The 15,119-nt window shown below is 72.4% G+C and carries 13 protein-coding genes; 4 read left to right on the top strand and 9 right to left on the bottom strand.

The window, feature by feature from the left end; all coding sequences use genetic code 11:
• The first annotated feature begins 207 nt into the window (after positions 1-207).
• The 3 genes from ACIP4X_RS32480 to ACIP4X_RS32470 all read left to right on the top strand — a co-directional run bounded on the left by ACIP4X_RS32480 (position 208) and on the right by ACIP4X_RS32470 (position 2,347).
• On the top strand, positions 208-516 hold the full coding sequence (locus ACIP4X_RS32480) for a hypothetical protein (RefSeq protein WP_401351778.1): 309 nt from the start codon (positions 208-210) through the stop codon (positions 514-516).
• Between the two features lie 327 nt (positions 517-843).
• Complete coding sequence (locus tag ACIP4X_RS32475; protein WP_401351775.1) at positions 844-1,131, top strand: hypothetical protein; 288 nt, start codon at positions 844-846, stop codon at positions 1,129-1,131.
• 76 nt (positions 1,132-1,207) lie between these two features.
• On the top strand, positions 1,208-2,347 hold the full coding sequence (locus tag ACIP4X_RS32470; protein WP_391454781.1) for a fatty acid desaturase: 1,140 nt from the start codon (positions 1,208-1,210) through the stop codon (positions 2,345-2,347).
• Positions 2,348-2,439: 92 nt separating this feature from the next.
• Here ACIP4X_RS32470 and ACIP4X_RS32465 read toward each other — a convergent pair whose 3' ends face one another.
• The 8 genes from ACIP4X_RS32465 to ACIP4X_RS32430 all read right to left on the bottom strand — a co-directional run bounded on the left by ACIP4X_RS32465 (position 2,440) and on the right by ACIP4X_RS32430 (position 12,123).
• The gene (locus ACIP4X_RS32465) at positions 2,440-3,222 is read right to left on the bottom strand and encodes a sugar ABC transporter substrate-binding protein (RefSeq protein WP_358732932.1); all 783 of its coding nucleotides are present in this window, start codon (positions 3,220-3,222) and stop codon (positions 2,440-2,442) included.
• Positions 3,132-3,818, bottom strand: coding sequence for an ATP-binding cassette domain-containing protein (locus tag ACIP4X_RS32460; RefSeq protein ID WP_401351771.1), 687 nt, complete (start codon positions 3,816-3,818; stop codon positions 3,132-3,134). Before ACIP4X_RS32460 ends, ACIP4X_RS32465 begins: the two co-directional genes overlap by 91 nt.
• A 136-nt stretch (positions 3,819-3,954) precedes the next feature.
• A complete protein-coding gene (locus tag ACIP4X_RS32455; protein WP_401351768.1) occupies positions 3,955-4,194 on the bottom strand; it encodes a hypothetical protein in 240 nt (79 codons plus the stop codon).
• 191 nt (positions 4,195-4,385) lie between these two features.
• Entirely contained in the window at positions 4,386-4,757 is a 372-nt protein-coding gene (locus ACIP4X_RS32450) for an FKBP-type peptidyl-prolyl cis-trans isomerase (protein ID WP_358732927.1), read from the bottom strand.
• A 149-nt stretch (positions 4,758-4,906) separates the two neighbouring features.
• Positions 4,907-6,751 carry a glycoside hydrolase family 76 protein gene (locus tag ACIP4X_RS32445; RefSeq protein ID WP_401351765.1) on the bottom strand — a complete coding sequence of 615 codons (1,845 nt, stop codon included), beginning with the start codon at positions 6,749-6,751 and terminating at the stop codon, positions 4,907-4,909.
• Between the two features lie 39 nt (positions 6,752-6,790).
• Positions 6,791-9,217: an AbfB domain-containing protein gene (locus tag ACIP4X_RS32440; protein WP_401351763.1), complete on the bottom strand. Its 2,427-nt coding sequence runs from the start codon at positions 9,215-9,217 to the stop codon at positions 6,791-6,793.
• A 228-nt stretch (positions 9,218-9,445) separates the two neighbouring features.
• A complete protein-coding gene (locus ACIP4X_RS32435; RefSeq protein ID WP_401351760.1) occupies positions 9,446-10,300 on the bottom strand; it encodes a class I SAM-dependent methyltransferase in 855 nt (284 codons plus the stop codon).
• A gap of 203 nt (positions 10,301-10,503) precedes the next feature.
• Positions 10,504-12,123 (bottom strand): MDR family MFS transporter, encoded by a 1,620-nt coding sequence (locus tag ACIP4X_RS32430; protein ID WP_358732921.1) that lies wholly within the window; start codon positions 12,121-12,123, stop codon positions 10,504-10,506.
• 271 nt (positions 12,124-12,394) lie between these two features.
• On the opposite strand from ACIP4X_RS32430, the gene ACIP4X_RS32425 reads away from it, so the two are divergent.
• Positions 12,395-13,021: a TetR/AcrR family transcriptional regulator gene (locus tag ACIP4X_RS32425; RefSeq protein ID WP_401351757.1), complete on the top strand. Its 627-nt coding sequence runs from the start codon at positions 12,395-12,397 to the stop codon at positions 13,019-13,021.
• A gap of 60 nt (positions 13,022-13,081) precedes the next feature.
• Here the strand turns inward: ACIP4X_RS32425 and ACIP4X_RS32420 are convergent, their stop codons facing one another.
• Complete coding sequence (locus ACIP4X_RS32420) at positions 13,082-15,022, bottom strand: helix-turn-helix domain-containing protein (RefSeq protein WP_401351754.1); 1,941 nt, start codon at positions 15,020-15,022, stop codon at positions 13,082-13,084.
• Between the last annotated feature and the right edge of the window lie 97 nt (positions 15,023-15,119).

The following is a 15,119-nucleotide window of genomic DNA, read 5'->3' as shown; positions in this document are numbered from 1 at the left end:
GCGGCGGCCTCGCCGTCCGGGCGTTCGGTGGGGCGGGGGTCCGCGCCCGGTTCGGACACCTCGGCGCGACGCAGTGCGCGTCCGTGCCTCATCGCACCCGCCGACGCGGCGACATGCTTCTTCGCGTCCACGTAGCAGGACGCGATCCGATGGGCCTCGGCCTCGACGGCGGGCAGATGGCCGTCGCCCTCCCCCGGGTCGCAGACGATGGTCGCCCTGGGTGCCGACGGCCAGGTTGACCCAGGCCGCGCAGGCTCCCGCCGGGTCGGCCGTCTCCGCCGTCCCGCGCTGGACGTCCAACGCCCGGGCGAGGTCCTGGAGCGCGTGGTGCCGTTGGTAGCGCTCCAGCAGCGCTCCCACGCAGAAGTCGGTGACCAACGCCCTTTCGTCCGGAGGCAGTTCACGGTCCAGCAGGGCCCGGGCGACGCGCAGGCCGTCGTCGCGCGGGTCCGGGCCCGGATCTTCTCCGAGGTCGCCGCAGTCCCCGCCGTGGTAGAGGTCCTCCACGAGCCGTAGTGCCTCCCGGGGGCCGTCGGGACGGGAGAGGTCGACGGCGGCCAGAAGCCGCCAGAGTCGGAGGGGCGTCGTCACCATGTCGCTCCGGAGAAGGGTGAGTTCGGCGCGCGGCGGCCGGGGTCCGGCGCCCTGACGTCCACGGTCTCATGGAGTCGCGGCGCGTTCCCCGTGCGCTCCCCGGCCCGGCCGACCGTGCGGCGGCCGTGGGACGGCTTCGGGGAAACCGCGGGGCGGCCGGTCCGGAGGGACGAAGGGAGGTGTCGGGCCGGAACGGGCCGACCAGCACGAGAGCCCCCGCCGCGGCGGGCGGAAGGAGTGGTGGCATGGGTGTCGCCGAATCCGTCCGGGCCGACCTCGGGCCGGTCGGAGGCCTACCCTCGCTGTCGGGCGCGCTCCGTCGCGGCGCGGCAGCGTCTGGCCCGTATCGCCGACGCGTCCGCGCGCATCGGCACGACCCGCTGCGACCTGCTCCTGGACGCCCTGCGCCGCCCCGACGCCCACGACGACGTCGCGCTGCTGATCGCCCGGGTCCGCCAGACCGGCCCCCGTGACCCGGACGGACCGGCGAATGCCCAGCTCAGGGCGTGCAGGGGTGGGGACAACCCCCCGGGGTGACGGGGGCCCGGCCCCCCACGAGGTCTACGGCTGACAGGCTGGTGACGACAGGTCGGTCGTAGCCAGACTCGCCCGCATGACGATTTCCCCCGACGCCCCGGTCACGACCGCACCGGCCGCCGTGCGCCCCCGCAGAGCCCGCCCCGACGCCGGCAGCGACTTCGCCCGGCTGTCGCAGCGCATCACCGAGGCGGGTCTGCTGCGGCGGCGCCCCGGCTACTACACGGTGCGGCTCGGTCTGGTGATCGGGCTGCTGGCGGCGGGCTGGGCGGCCTTCGCCGTGCTGGGCGACACCTGGTGGCAGCTGGCGGTCGCCGCCTTCATGGCCCTGATGTCCGGCCAGGTCGCCCTGGTGGCCCACGACCTGGCGCACCGGCAGGTGTTCCGGACGCGTCGCGCGAGCGCGATCTGGGGCCGGCTCTTCGGCAACCTCGGCATCGGCATGAGCTACGGCTGGTGGATGAACAAGCACACCCGCCACCATGCCAACCCCAACCATGAGGAACTCGACCCCGATGTCGCCCCGGACATCCTGGTGTGGTCCACCGAGCAGGCCCGCGGCAGCAACGGCCTGGCCCGTCTCGTCGGCGGCCACCAGGCGTTCCTGTTCTTCCCGCTGCTGACGCTGGAGGGCTTCAACCTGCATGTGGCGAGCGTGCGGGCACTGCGCTCACCGTCGATGAAGAGCCGCCTGCTGGAGGGCATTCTGCTCTTCCTGCACATGGCGGCCTATCTGTCCGCGCTGTTCCTGACGCTCTCCCCCGGCAGGGCCGTGGCGTTCGTCGTCGTGCACCAGTGCCTGTTCGGTGTGTACCTCGGCTGCACGTTCGCCCCGAACCACAAGGGCATGCCCACCTTCACCGGCGACGACCGCTCCGACTTCCTGCGCCGCCAGGTGCTCACCTCCCGCAACGTGCGGGGCGGCCGGCTCACCGACGTGATGCTCGGCGGGCTCAACTACCAGATAGAGCACCACCTGTTCCCGAGCATGCCGACCCCTCATCTGCGGCGGGCCCAGGCCGTCGTACGCGCGTACTGCGCGGAGATCGGCGTGCCGTACCACGAGACCGGCCTGCTCCGGTCCTACCGCGAGGCACTCACCCACCTGCACCGCGTGGGAGAACCCATCAGACGCCGACGCGAGGCCGCGGCGGCGTCCGCGACCCGCCCGGCGGCCGGTGAGCCACGGAAAGCGCCCGACCGTCACCCGAGGTAACGCGAACGACTGAGTGTGGTGGCCGCAGCCCCCGAACCGGCGGCCACACCCACTCCGGAGCCGGCCGGTGACCGCGGGCGGCGGTAGTCGGCCTATTCGTGCCGGGGGCAGTACAGCGGGGCCGTGTCGGCGTCCTCCTTGGTGACCAGGCGGATCGGCGTCTTGTCGATCTTCTCGGCCTTCTGCTGGCGCAGCAGGGAGATGACGTTCTCGACCGCCAACTGGCCCGTGTCAGCTGCGGAGTTGGCGACCGTAGCGGCGAAACGCCCGTCCTTGAGCGCGGCCAGGCCCTCGTCGGTGCCGTTGACCGTGACGATCTTGACGCCCTTCGCTCCGGCCTCGTCGAAGGCCTTGCGGACGGCGAAGGCCATCTCCTCGTTGGCGACGAAGGCGTAGTCCAGGCCGGGGTGGGCCTGGATCATGGCCGCGGCGACCTGCCGCGCCCTGGCCGGGTCGAACATGGCCGGCTGGTTGTCCACCACCCGCACATTGGCCGGCGACGCCCCGGTGAATCCCTCGACGAGGAGGTCGGAGGCGGCGCCGGGTGCTCCGGCTATGACGCCGGCCTCGGTCCCGCGCCCCGCAGCGTCATGGCGGATCCACTCGGCGTCGAGCCTTCCGACCGCCTTCAGGTCGACCACGACGGCGCCGAGGATGCCGGACGGATCGGCGCCGACCGAGGTCAGGAAGACCGGGATGCCGGCCTCCTCGGCCTTGGCGATGTCCTTCTTGAGCGCCTGGGTGCTGACGGTCTGCAGGATGATCACGTCGACGTGACGCGCGATCATGTCCTCGATGTTGGACAGTTCCTTTGCGGCGTTCTGGTGCGACTCGGCCGTGACGGTCCTGGCGAAGTTGTTGTAGACCACGGCCACGCCGTCGTCGCGCAGGGTACGTACCAGGTTGCGATCTGCTGGGCGTCCTTGGCGCTCAGACATGCGGTCGGCTCGTCGAGGATCAGGACCCGGCCGCCGCGGCGGACCTCCCGGGCCACCTCCACCATCGTCTGCTCGGCGACGGTGAGCGAGCCCGCGGTACGGGTGACGTCGATGTCGATGCCCAGGCCGGCGAGAGCCTCGCGCGCCTCGGCACGCAGCGTCCGCCAGCGCACGGCGCCGCCGGTGGCGGGCAGGTCGCCGAGCATGATGTTCTCCGCGACGGTCAGCCCCATGGCCAGTTCCCGGCGCTGCGGCACCGAGGCGATGCCGAGGCGGCGGGCCCGGCGCACGGTCAGTCCCGGGTGGAGGTGGCCGCCCGTCTCGACGGTCCCGCCGTCGGGCTGGTGCACGCCGGAGAGGACCTGTACCAGCGTCGACTTGCCGGCGCCGTTCATGCCCATCAGCGCGTGCACCTCGCCCGGATACAGGTCGAGGTCGACGCCCTTGAGCGCGGCCGCCCCGCCGAAGCTCTTGGTGACACCGCGGACGCGGAGCACAGCCGCCGGGCCGGCGGAGCGGTCGGCCGAGGTCATGACGGCGCCTCCCTGGGTTTTCCCGGCCGCCGTCACGGCCGCGGTCCGTCCCCGCCGGCCGCGGCCACCCGGGCGTAGCCGCGTACGTCCGGGAAGGGCGGCTCACGGTCGGCCTGGAGGTCGACCTGAAAGGCGTTCAGGCACATGCCGAGCATGGTGAAGTTGCCGAGGGCGCCGATGGTGTCGACCAGCCCCTTCGCGCCGAAGTGCTCCAGGCGCGGGCGAACGTCTCGTCGGAGACGAAGTGCTCCTCCAGTACCTCCCGGCAGAACTGGTAGAAGGCCTGGTCCGCCTCGTCGCCGAAGTCCGCCTCGCGCTTCGCGGCGATCGCCTCGACCGCGGCCCGGGGGACACCGGCCTCGATCGCCTGGTGCACATGGGCGTTCGAACACCCACCAGTGAGGAAGAGGAACTCCGGATGACCACCATCTTCAAGGCCGCGTCGGTCCCCCTGCTGCTGAGGAGCGGTCCGGCCGGCCCGCCTCGCGACGGGCCGGCACGGCACTGCCCGGCCCGGCTCGAAGCGCGGGGACCGGGCAGTGGTGACAGGGCAGTGGTGACGGCCCGTCAGACGCCGAGCAGGTCCACGACGAAGATGAGCGTCGAGCCCGGCGGGATCAGCGGGCTGGGCGACTGGTCGCCGTAGGCGAGGTGCGGGGGAATGATGAGTTCGCGTCGGCCGCCGACCCTCATCCCCTCGACGCCCAGGTCCCAGCCCTTGATGACCCGGCCGGCCCCCAGCGGGAAGCTGAAGGACTGACCCCGGTTCCAGGAGGCGTCGAACTCCTCACCGGACGCGAAGGTGACGCCGACGTAGTGGACCTCGACCATGCCGCCGGCCTTCGCCTCGGCCCCGTCACCGACGACGATGTCCCTGATCTGCAGGTCGTCGGGAGCGTCGCCTCCGGGGAAGTCGACCTCGGGCTTCGTCAGGCTCATCGCAACCTCGTTTCTTCCGGCCGTGGGTCTCCGTGCGACTCACCGGCCGTGATCACTCCGTGCAGTTACCCGCATACGCTACAAGGCCGCGGTGCCGTGCGACGGTCGGCGCGGCCCGTCATGGGTGGACGGACCGCGCCGGGCCGGTCCTACTGCGCCGCCGTGAGCGCCTCCAGGGCACTGGCCTGGGTCCGCCAGTCCGACTGGTTCGGGCCGGTGCCCGCCCAGCGCTGCCCGAGCCGGTTCAGCGGGTCCCGGTCGCTGCGCCACAGGGAGTCGGCCTGCTTGGCGATGTACGCCCGGTAGGCCGCCGAGCCGGTGGCGTCCGCGAGGTCGGCAAGGTGCCGGACGAAGATGCCCTTGAACTGCTTCTGGTTGTCGTCGCACGCGCGGGTGCCGGTGTCGCAGGACTCGGTCAGCACCCCGTCGCGCGTCAGCTCCGGCGCCGACAGCGCGGCGTCGGCGAGGCGCCGGGCGGTGGTCAGGTACCGGCTCTCGCCGGTGCTGCGCCAGAGCTGGGTGAAGGCGCCGATGGCCAGTCCCTGGTTGTAACTCCACACGGTCTGGCCGTTGTTGACGCAGCCCGAGGTCAGTCCGTCGTTGACGAGACCGGAGGCGTTGATCAGCCCGCTGTTCAGGTACCAGTCCGCCGCCGTGCGCGACCGGCCGCCCCACAGCGCGTCACCGGCGAGCCGTTGGTGCAGCGCCGTCGTCAGCCACAGGTACAGCCCGTTGGTCACCGCGTTCTTGTAGGTGCGCTCCCGGTCCCACCAGACACCGCCGCCGCAGGTGCCCGGGTCCCAGTACTGCTGCACGTAGGACGTGATGGTGACCGCCTCGTCCAGATAGCGCCGCTGGTGGGTGTGGTCGTAGGCCGCCACCCAGGCCACCGCCCACCACGCCGCGTCGTCGACGGCCCGGCTGACGAAGTGCCCCTCGACCGGGTCCGAACTGCGCCCGCCCGCGGGGAAGACGCCGTTGTTCTGTTCGAAGGTGCGCGCGATCGCCCAGTCGTAGTCGTGCCGCCCGGTGTGCTCGGCGAAGTCGACCACCGCGGTGAGCGCCACCGCCGAGTTCCACCAACTGCTCCGCCACCAGCCCTCGTTGGTCTGGTACGAGGCCATGAGCGCATCGGCCGCCGCACCGGCCCGGGTGGGCACCGGCCTGGCCCACGCCGTGCAACTGCCCTCCTGGTGCGTGGCCTCACGGCCGCAGGCGCGGACCGCTCCGCCGTAGAGCAGGCCGCGCGGGTCGCGGGTGGCGAACATGGCCGTCCGGGTGCCCGTACGCCCCGACGGTACGGAGGTGCGGCCCAGGGAGGAGCCCTCGGGCCGGCTCGCGCCCTCGTCCCAGGAGCGGTCCAGCCAGATCTCGTCGCCCGCGCCACCGTTGCCGATGACGGCCCAGGCCATGCCGCCCCGCTGGTCCATGTGCAGGCTGATGGCTCGCCCGAACAGGGTCGTCGCCGGCACCGGCTGCTCGTCGCCGGCCGCGGTGGCCGGGTCGGCGCCGTCGCAGGAGTTGCCGTCGCAGACCTGCGGGCGGAACCAGTCGGTGCAGGTGACCGCGTTCGCGTCGCCGCAGGCCCGGAGCCAGCCGCGCCGGTGCCCCACCGGGTCGGTGACGTTGTACATGAGGGTGCGCGTGCCGGTCCAGGTGCCGGGGACGGCGGCCTTGCCCAGCAGTCCGTCCCAGGTGGCACCCCGGTCCCAGGAGCGGTCCAGCCAGACCGCGTCACCGGTGACGCCGTTGTCGATGCTGGCCCAGGCCATGTCGTCGGCCTCGGAGACGTGCAGTCTCAGGATCCGGCCGTTGATGTTCCGGTCGGGCACCGGGAAGGTCTCCTGGGCCGCCTTGGAGGGGTCGAGGGTGTCGCAGGCCAGCGCGCACACCGGCGTCGCGGCCCGCGCTTGGGAGGGCAGGGCGAGCAGCCCGGACAGGGCGAGCACCAGGGCCACCAGCCCGCAGAGCACGCGGTGTTGACTTACTGACATGTCGGTTCCGTCCTCTTCGCGTCGGGGCGGTGGCCGGACTCAGGGGGCCCAGGGCGCCTCGATCGCCCAGGTCGTGTCCTCGGTGAAGGTGGCCGGGTTGTCCCAGGTGTGCGATCCGCCGGCCTGGGCCAGCCACAGCTCGGCGTTGATGTGCCGCAGGTACTGCCCGGGGAAGTTGGACGCCGCCAGCCGGACGCCGCTGCCGTTGCGGACCGGGCACCAGGTCGCGTCCTCCCGGTAGACGGTGTCGCCGCCGCCCTCGCGCCGGACGCGGAAGTCGCGGTGGCGCAGGTACTCGCCCGGGTAGTTGCGGGACTCGAAGGAGTAGCAGAGCCTGTTCGCCAGTCCCGGCGTCACCTTCCAGGTGGCGTCCTGCTTGAGCACGGTCCCGCTGCCCGCGTCCACGGCCTCCGTGTAGCCGAGCCCGTCGTAGTGCCGGATGTAGCGGTTCGTGTAGCCGCTGGTGGTGACGCGGATCGACACGTACTGCCCCACCGGCAGCCCGACCGGCGGACCCGCCGTGCGGGAGGCCGCGATGAGCGCCTGGTTGGCGGCGCGGACGCGGGCCTGGTCGACCTTGACGACCTGCCGGTCGTAGGTCATCAGGCCGTTGGTCTCGTTCTCGACGTCGGTGATCTGCGTGTAGACGGCCGCCGAAAGACCGGCCGCGGGCATGGAGTTCTCCCGCATTCCGTCCAGCAGCCCGACCAGCCGGTCGTTGAGGGCGGCCTGGTTCGGCTGGTCCTCGTAGCCCCAGCCGCCGCCGGGGTACCACTCGTGGCCGGAGACCCGGTAGCCGAGGCCGCCGTACTCGCCGAGCACCGCGGCCCGCACCGTCTCGGCGGGCGTGTTGCCGGGGCCGACGTAGTTGTGGTTGTCGATCACGTCGCCGTTGCCGCCGTCCTTGGCGGCGCAGCAGTTGACGCCACTCATGTTGTCGACCAGGCGGGACGGGTCGTAGGCCTTGACCATGTCGGCGATGCGGGCCTGGTCGTACTGGCCCCAGCCCTCGTTCTGGTCCACCCACTGGATGAGCGCGGGCGAGCTGCGGTGCTGGTCGATGATGGCGCGGTACTCGTTCTCCCACTGGGTGCGGGCGGCGCTGTCCGGGCTCTTGGAGCTGTCCATGGAGGGCATGTCCTGCCAGACCAGCAGCCCGAGCCGGTCCGCCCAGTAGAACCAGCGCTGCGGTTCGACCTTGATGTGCTTGCGGACCATGTTGAAGCCGAGGTCCTTGTGCTTCTGGAGGTCGAAGCGGAGGGCGTCGTCGGTGGGCGCGGTCTGGATTCCGTCCGGCCAGAAGCCCTGGTCCAGGGTGCCCGTCTGGAAGACGAACTGGCCGTTGAGGACCGGCCGGCGCACGCCGTTCACGTCCTTGACGGCGATGGACCGCATTCCGGTGTAGCTGCCGACCCGGTCGCCGCCGGCGCTGCCGGTCAGCTCGGCGGTGACGTCGTAGAGGAAGGGGTCCTCGGGCGTCCACAGGTGGGCGCCGGGTACGGGCACGGCGAACTCGGAGCCGACCGTGCCGGTGGCGCTGCCGACGGGTGTTCCGCCGGAGGAGACGGTGACCTTGACGCCGGCCCCGTCGGCTCCGCCGGCGCGCACGGTCACCCGCAGGGTGTTGTCCTCCAGGCGCGGCACCATGTCGAGCCGGGTGATCCGGGCCGCCGCGGTGGGCTCCAGCCAGATCGTCTGCCAGATTCCCGACGAGGCCGTGTAGACGATGCTGTGCCCGGAGTGCGGGGTGACGTCCTGGATGCGCTGCTTGCCGATGGCCTGGCCACCGGCCTCGGTCGGGTCGTAGGCGGAGACGACGATGGTGTTGGTGCCGCCGTTGAGCAGAGGAGTGATGTCGTAGGTGAAGGCGTCGTAGCCGCCGCGGTGGACGGATCCGGCCTGCTGGCCGTTCACCCACACCGTGGTCTCCCAGTCGGAGGCGCCGAAGTTGAGCTGGACGCGCCGGCCGTTCCAGCCCGTGGGCACCGTGAAGGTGCGCCGGTACCAGAGCCGGTCGTTCTGGGTGATCTTGCGCTGGATACCGGAGAGCGCGGACTCGGGGACGAAGGGGACCCGGATCTGCTCACCGAAGACGGCGGGCTGTCCGGCGTCGCGGGAGGTGACCGCGAAGTCCCAGATGCCGTTGAGGTTGAGCCAGTCGGGGCGGGTGAGCTGCGGCCGGGGGTATTCCGGCAGCGGGGTGCCGACCGGGACCTGGTTGGTCCAGGGTGTCGTCATCGGGGCGGTCTTGGGGGACCAGGCCGCGGTGGCGGCACGGCTCGGCGCCGCGCCGTCCACGACGAGCACGGCGGCGGCCACCAGCAGCGCCGCGCCGCAGGCCGCCAGGCGCCGCAGAGCCTGCCGCGGGCGGGGGAACGGGAACCTCAGGGGGGTCGGGCGTCTCGCCACGGTTGTCACTCCCGGTGTGTGCTGTGGGGGTTGATGCGCCAGCGATGTCCTGCACATGACATTCAGAGCGGCAGGTCGACCCACTCCCGTGCGACGACGGAGGTCCGGACTCGCCGGAGGGGTGTCCCTGTCTGGGTCGTGATCCCGCATCCCGCCCGGTGCGGTGCGATGCGGTGCTGGGGGATGCGGGCGGACGCGGCGTGAGAGCGCTCTCAAACGGTAGTGCTGAGCACAGGGGGCGTCAACGGGACTGACACGCGGCGGAGTTGAGGAAAACGCGATCTGTCAGTGCGCGGTGACCGCGTACGCGGCGAGCGCACGGTTGCCGCGCGGCTCGGCGAGGGCCCGCAGGACGTCGGTCTGGCTCAGGACGAGCTGCCGCACCGGCTCGGGCAGCACGGCCAGGCGCTCCTCGGATCGGACCAGTTCGAGGCAGGCCGCGACCTCCCAGTCGCCGTCCTGAAGCTCCGCGGTGTCCACCGGCACGCTGCCGTCGGCCGTCCAGCCGACCTCGGGCAGGAGCCGCAGCAGCGCCTCACGGGAGAAGGGCGTGCGGACGTTGCCCTGGCCACGCGAGCCCGCCGCCTCGACCTGGCCCTGGATCAGCACGGCGAGCAGGTGCGCCAGTTGGACGTCGGAGGCCGGCGTCATGTCCCACTCGGTGAACCACAGCCGACGCGCCCACGGACGCACCCGGGCCAGCGTGTCCCGCAGCTGCCCGAGTGAGGCGAAGTACCAGGAGCAGTGCGCGAGCACCACGTGGTCGAAGGAGCCCTCGGGGAAGCCGACCGACGGGTCGAGTACGTCCGTGGCGAAGCGGAAGTCGATACGCGGTCCGAGGGGGCCCGCCATGAGCCGGGCCGCCGATTCCCCGAGCGTGACCGGCGCCCCGTAGGAGGGCTCGGCCACGTCGACGGCCACGACGCGCCCCTCGGGTCCGACCGCCTCCGCGAGGACGGCGGTCATGTCGCCCTGCCCGCAGCCCAGTTCGAGAACGGTTGAGCCGGGGGCGATGTGCCAGCTCGCCACGAGCGCGGCGCGGTGGCGCGTCTGGGACAACTGGACGTCCGGGCTGTGCTCGGCGGCGGCCATGCCGGCGGCGAGCGAAGGGACCTTGGCGCGGAGATCGGAGTGGTTCACAAAATCCTTGGTGGTGCTCGGCGTGGCACTCGACGGTCGGTGCGCGCCGATCGTACGAGACACCGGGCGGCGGCGCCTCCGAGTTTCCGCCCCCCCCTGCGACCGCCCCCGTCGAGCGGGCAGGAAGTGCGAGAGCCCTGCCGGTTCCTTTCGGACCGCAGGGCTCTCGCGCTGGTGCGTCACCGTGCGACGGTGAGGGACCCTCAGCCGCCGGCCGGGGCCGCGCCGGCCGTCGCCGCCTGGTCGTCCAGGGCCGCGCCGGGCTTTCCGGCGGTGTCGCCACCGGCCGGGGCGTCGAAGCCCCGCAGCGGCACGTGGCGGATGAACAGGGCGATCAGCAGACCCGCGCAGGCCACCACGGCGCCCCAGGTGAAGACGGAGCTGACACCGTCGGTGACGGCCTGCTGGAACACATGGCGGGCCGCCTCGGGCAGGCTCTTGAGCACCTCCGGCGTCATCTGCGACACCGAGGCCGAGCCGCCGGACCCGGCCGTCATGCCGCCGTGGGAGACGACGGAGTCGGTGAGGGTGGTGGCGTAGAGCGAGCCCAGCAGGGAGACACCCAGGGAACCGCCCATGTTGCGCAGGAAGGTGGCGGCGCCGGTGGCGGCGCCCATGTCCTTCAGCGGGGCGTTGTTCTGCGCGATCAGCATGGTGGTCTGCATCAGGCAGCCCATGCCGGCGCCGAGGACGACCATGTACAGCGAGGTGACGGTGCGGGAGGTGCCGGTGTCCATGGTGGCGAACAGGCCGAGACCGACGGCCATCAGGACGCTGCCGGCGATCGGCAGGGCGCGGTAGCGGCCGGTGCGGCTGATCACGGCGCCGCCGGCCAGCGAGAGCACCATCGAGGCGAGCATCATCGGCATCAGCAGCAGACCGCTGTTGGTGGCGGAGGAACCCTGCACGAACTGCTGGAACTGCGGCAGGAAGGTCACGCCGCCGAAGAGGGCGAAGCCGACGATGAAGCTGAGCGCCCCGGCCAGGGAGAAGTTGCGATTGCCGAAGACCGACAGCGGCATGATCGGCTCGGCGGCACGGCGTTCGACGAGCACGAAGGCGGCGAAGGCCACCACGGTCACCACCGCCAGGCCGATGATCATCGCCGAGGACCAGTCGTACTCGTTGCCGCCCCAGCTGGTGATCAGGACCAGCGCGGTGATCCAGACGGTGAGGAGGGCGGCGCCGGTCCAGTCGATGCGCACGCGGCCGGTGCCGCGCGGCAGCCTGGCCAGGGTGAACCAGCACACCAGCAGGGCGACCACGCCCAGCGGCAGGTTGACGTAGAAGGCCCAGCGCCAGCTGAGGTGGTCGGTGATGAAACCGCCGGCCAGCGGACCGCCGATCATGGCGACCGGCATCACGGCCATCATCACGCCCTGGTACTTGCCGCGTTCACGCGGCGGCACGATCTCGGCCACCACCGCCATGACGCCGACCATCAGGCCGCCCGCGCCCAGACCCTGGAGCGCGCGGAAGCCGACCAGCTCGCCCATGTTCTGCGACATGCCGCACAGCGCCGAGCCGACAAGAAAGATCACGATGGAGGACAGGAAGGTGATCCGGCGGCCGAGCAGGTCGCCGAGCTTGCCCCATATGGGGGTGGCGACGGTGGACGCCAGGATGTAGCCGGTGGTCACCCATGCCAGGTGATTGAGCCCGCCGAGGTCGCCCACGATCGTCGGCAGGGCGGGAGCCACGATCATGTTGTCGAGCATGGCCAGCAGCAGCGCGATGACCAGACCGCTCATCGTCACCATGATCTCGCGGTGGGTGAAGCGGGGCGGTGACTCCTGGTCGGGAGTGGCTGCGGTCGACGACATGGGACTGCCTTTCTTGAAAGCTGGAGTTCTGGCAGGTAGCGGGCCACACGCGGCACACCGCCCTCAGCGCCCGCGAAGACGGACGGCGCACGGGGAGAACCTCGCTCCCGGGGCCTGGGGAGGGCCGGGGGGAGCGTCGGTGTGCGACAGCGGCGGCCGACGACGAGTCACCTACCGGCCGTCAAGTAACTTACTTGCCGGGCGGTAAGCTGGCAAGCGAGATCCCCCGGCAGCGACGATCGGCGGACGCGGCACAGCAGGAAGAAGGCGGATGGAGATGGCGGGCGCGGGACACCGGCGAGGCAGCGACACCAAGGCCGAGATCCGCAAGGTGGCCCTGGAACTGTTCGCCGCCCAGGGCTACGACGCCACCTCCCTGCGGGAGATCGCCGAGCGCCTGGGCATCACCAAGGCGGCGCTGTACTACCACTTCGACGGCAAGGAAGACATCGTCCGCTCGCTGTTCACCGAACACCTGGAGGCCCTCGACGACCTGGTCGAGTGGGCCCGCACACAGCCTCCCGGCCGGCGGCTCCGCGAACAGGTCATCGACCGGATGATCGACCTGGTCTCCCGGCAGGGCCTGCAGGCCGTCCGCTTCGCCTTCGCCAACCAGCACGTCGTCAAGGAACTGCACCCCGGCCGGGAGAACGTCTTCGAGCGGCTCACCGCCCTCTTCGAAGCCCTCACCGGCCCGGACGCCTCCGTGGAGGAGGCGCTGCGCATCCGCATGGCCCTGTTCAGCGTCAACCTCGCCTTCTTCGCGGCCCAGGGACTGGACGCGACCGACGAGCAGGTCACCGCCGCCGCCCGCGACGTCGCCCATCTGCTGAACCCGCCGGACGCCGGCCACTCCCCGCCGTCGGCCGACCGCGTCGCGGGCGCGGGTCCCGTCTGATCCCGCCCGCTCCCCCGGGCCGGCCGCCCTCCACACGCACGCCCGCCCGCGTACGGGGGGTCAGCTCCGCGTCGGTGCCGACAGGCGGTGCAGGCGCAGGGCGAGCTGGATCTCCAGGGCGCGGGCCGGGGTCTGCCAGTCCTGGCCCAGCAGCCGGCCGACGCGTTCCAGGCGCTGGGCCACGGTGTTCACATGGACGTGCAGTGCGTCCTTGGTGCGGGCCGGGCTCATGCCGCAGGCGAAGTACGCCTCCAGGGTGCGTATGAGCTCCGTGCCGCGCCGCTCGTCGTAGGCGACGACCGGGCCGACGGTGCGGTCGACGAAGCCGGCGATGTCCCGGTCGCCGGCCAGCAGCAGGCCGAGGAAGCCGAAGTCCCGGGCGGCGGCGCCGTCGCCGGTGCGGCCGAGCAGCCGCAGGGCGTCGAGGCAGCGCCGCGCCTCCTCGTAGGCGGCGGCGACGGTCTCGGGACACGCGGCGGGGTTCTCGACGGGGGCGGAGGCGCCCACGGTGACCGCCTCGCGCACCGTGGTGCCGAGGTGACGGGCGGTGCGGCGGGCCAGCTGGGTCGCGCTGTCCCCGTGGCGGAGCGGCAGCAGCAGGACCGTGCCGCCGTCGCGGGCGGCTGCCAGTCCGTGCCGGGTGGCGGCCAGGTGGAAGGCCGCCGACGACAGCCGGTGGCGGGCGGCGGCCTCCTGCTCGGCGTCGCCGGACGGGGCGCCGAGGCGGGCGGCGAGCACGACGTGCGTGGCGCCGAGGTCGGCGTGCAGCCGGGCGGCGCGCTCGCGCAGCAGGCGGGGATCGCGGTCGCGGGCGTCCAGGAGGTCGTCGAGCAGTTCGCCGCGGACGCGCTGTTCGGCCTCGGCGGCGGACCGCCGGGCGAGCAGCAGCAGCGAGGTGACCATCGCGGCTCGCTCCAGCGTGCGCTGGTCGACGGGATCGAGGCCGGGGTGGCCGCGCAGCACGAGCGCCCCGAGCAGTTCGCCGCCCGCGGCGACGGCGGCGATCCAGTCCGGGCCGTGCGGCACCGCGTGTCCCTCGGCCCGGGACGCCTCCAGGGCGTCGGCGGGTGCGGCAGCGGCCTCGGTGAACTCGACAGTGCCGTCGAGCACTTGAGAGACGGCGGCGGCCACGTCGTGCACTCCGCCGCCGCGCAGGACCAGTTCGGCGAGCCGGTCGTGGACGTCCGAGGCGCGCTCGATGACGCCGCTGCGGTCGCGGATGATCTCGTTGGCCCGCTCCAGCCCGGCGAGTGCCGAGCGGGTCTCGGTGAGCAGGTTCGCGCTGTCGATGGCCGCCGCGGCGAGGGCGGCGAAGGAGCCGAGCAGGGCGATCTGCTCCCGTTCGAAGACGCGGGCCCGCCGGTCGGCCGCGAACAGTACGCCGATCACCTGCGGTCCGAGCATCAGCGGCACACCGAGGATCGCGACCAGGCCCTCGTCCCGCACGCCCGCGTCGATGGTTCCCGTGTGCTGGAAGCGGGCGTCCTTGAAGTAGTCGTCGGTGACGTAGGGGCGGGCCGTCTGCGCGACCAGGCCTCCCAGCCCCTCCCCCATGCCCAGGCGCAGTTGTTGGAAGCCGGCGGCCACCGAGCCCTCGGTGACGCGCATGTAGGTGTCGCCGCGTGCGGGGTCGTTGAGGGTGAGGTAGGCGACGTCGGTGCCGAGCAGCGAGCGGGCGCGCTGCACGATGGCCGGGAGAACCGCGTCCAGGTCGCGCAGGCCGGCCAGGTCGTGGGCGGTCTCGAACAGCGCCGACAGCTCCGCCTCGCGGCGCCGCCTGCCCTCCAGTTCCGCGCGGACGCGCAGGGCGAGCCGTCCGGCCCGTTCCAGCGCGTCGATCCACTCGGCCGGCCGGCCCTCGGCGCGGGCGAGCAGCATGGGCTGTTCGTAGGCGGCGGTGGGCGCGCCCCGGGCCAGCAGCTCGAGAAACGGGGTCTCGGCGCTGCCGGCCGGAGTCCGGGCGACGGGGGGCCGGGCGGACTGCACGTGATCGCTGGACATGCCCACAGGATCACCCATCGGTCGGTTCTCCGCTGGAGCCTGTGGATAACCCGGCCGCGCAGAGGAACCGGGGCGGCCGGTCGGAGAGCCGGGCGGG

This window comes from Streptomyces sp. NPDC088817, assembly GCF_044750345.1.
GTDB lineage: Bacteria > Actinomycetota > Actinomycetes > Streptomycetales > Streptomycetaceae > Streptomyces.
This window is presented reverse-complemented; position numbering and strand designations above follow the sequence as displayed.